This is a genomic window from Falsiroseomonas oryzae (assembly GCF_027856955.1).
Classification (GTDB): Bacteria; Pseudomonadota; Alphaproteobacteria; order Acetobacterales; family Acetobacteraceae; genus Falsiroseomonas; species Falsiroseomonas oryzae.
Window position 1 is genome coordinate 1 of sequence record NZ_JAPSMD010000808.1, and the last position, 1,268, is coordinate 1,268.

Annotated in this window: 2 protein-coding genes; both read left to right on the forward strand. The window is 76.3% G+C overall.

Translation table 11 applies throughout. The annotated features are described in order from the left end of the window. A partial coding sequence (locus tag OZN99_RS31865) for a sensor histidine kinase (RefSeq protein ID WP_270939196.1) occupies positions 1-956 on the forward strand: 956 nt, incomplete at its 5' end. A gap of 100 nt (positions 957-1,056) precedes the next feature. Next, positions 1,057-1,268 (forward strand): hypothetical protein (locus OZN99_RS31870; protein ID WP_270939197.1); only part of this gene is annotated, 212 nt, incomplete at its 3' end.

The window sequence follows — 1,268 nt, forward strand, 5'->3', positions numbered from 1 at the left end:
TCGCCGCCGAGCTCGGCGCCGTGCTGGACACCGCGGCCCCGCTGGCCGGCACGCTGCTCGCCACCGGCGCCATCGCGGTGCTGATCGCGCTGGCCTTCGGCCTGCTGATGGCGCGGAGCCTGCAGCGCCGCCTGCGCGCCGTGTCGGGCGCGGCGGAGGAGGTGATGCGCGGCGACCTGGCGCGCCGCCTGCCGCTGGCCGGCACCGCCGACGAGTTCGATCGCCTCGCCGCCACGGTGAACACGCTGCTGGCGCGGCAGGAAGCACTGATCGAGGGCATGCGCCAGGTGACCGCGGATGTGGCGCACGACCTGCGCGGCCCGCTCTCCCGCCTGCGGCAGCAGCTGGAGGCCGCGCTGGCCCAGCCCCGGGACGCGCAGGCCGACACCGCGACGCTGGACGCTGCGCTGGCCGAGCTGGACACGGTGCTCGGCACCTTCGCCGCGCTGCTGCGCATCGCCCAGCTGGAGGCAGGCCCGCCGCTGCCGCCGGGCGAGGCGCCGGTGGTCGATCTCAGCGCGCTCGTCGCGACGCTGGCCGAGGCCTACGAAGTGGTGGCCGAGGAGGCCGGGCGCACGCTCCATGCGGAGGTCGCGCCGGGCCAGCGCGTGCATGGCGACGCTGCGCTGCTGCGGCAGATGCTGGCGAACCTGCTCGACAACGCGCTGGCCCATGGCGGGCCGACGCTGCGCGTCGGGCTGCGCCCCGGCCCGGTGCTGGAGGTCGCCGACGACGGCCCCGGCATCCCGGCGGAGGAGCGCGACCGCGTGCTGCGGCGCTTCTACCGGCTGGACCGCAGCCGCGGGACGCCGGGCAGCGGGCTCGGCCTGGCGCTGGTCGCGGCGGTGGCGCGGCTGCACGGCACGCAGCCCGTGCTGTCGGACGCCGCGCCGGGCCTGCGCGTCACCGTGGATCTCTCGGCCTCTCAGGCTGACGCGCGGACGCGCGAAGGCTGAAAATCCTTTCAGTCTCGCGTTCCGGACATGTCAGCCGCGGCTCTCCATTCTCCTGTCGATGCGAAGCGGACCCCGCAGCATGCGTCAGGAGAGACACCGCATGGACCAGACCAATCCCACCCGCCTGCCCGGCCGCCGCGCGCGCAATGCGCTGCTCGGCCTGCTGCTCGGCACCACCGCGCTTGGCGGCCTCGCCGTGCATGCGCAGACCTCGCCGGCGCCCACGGCGCCCGCCGTCACGCTGACCCGCGCCGCGCCCTCCGCCGGGTTCGCGGAGCTGGTGCGCGCCGTCCGCCCGGCGGTGGTGCAGAT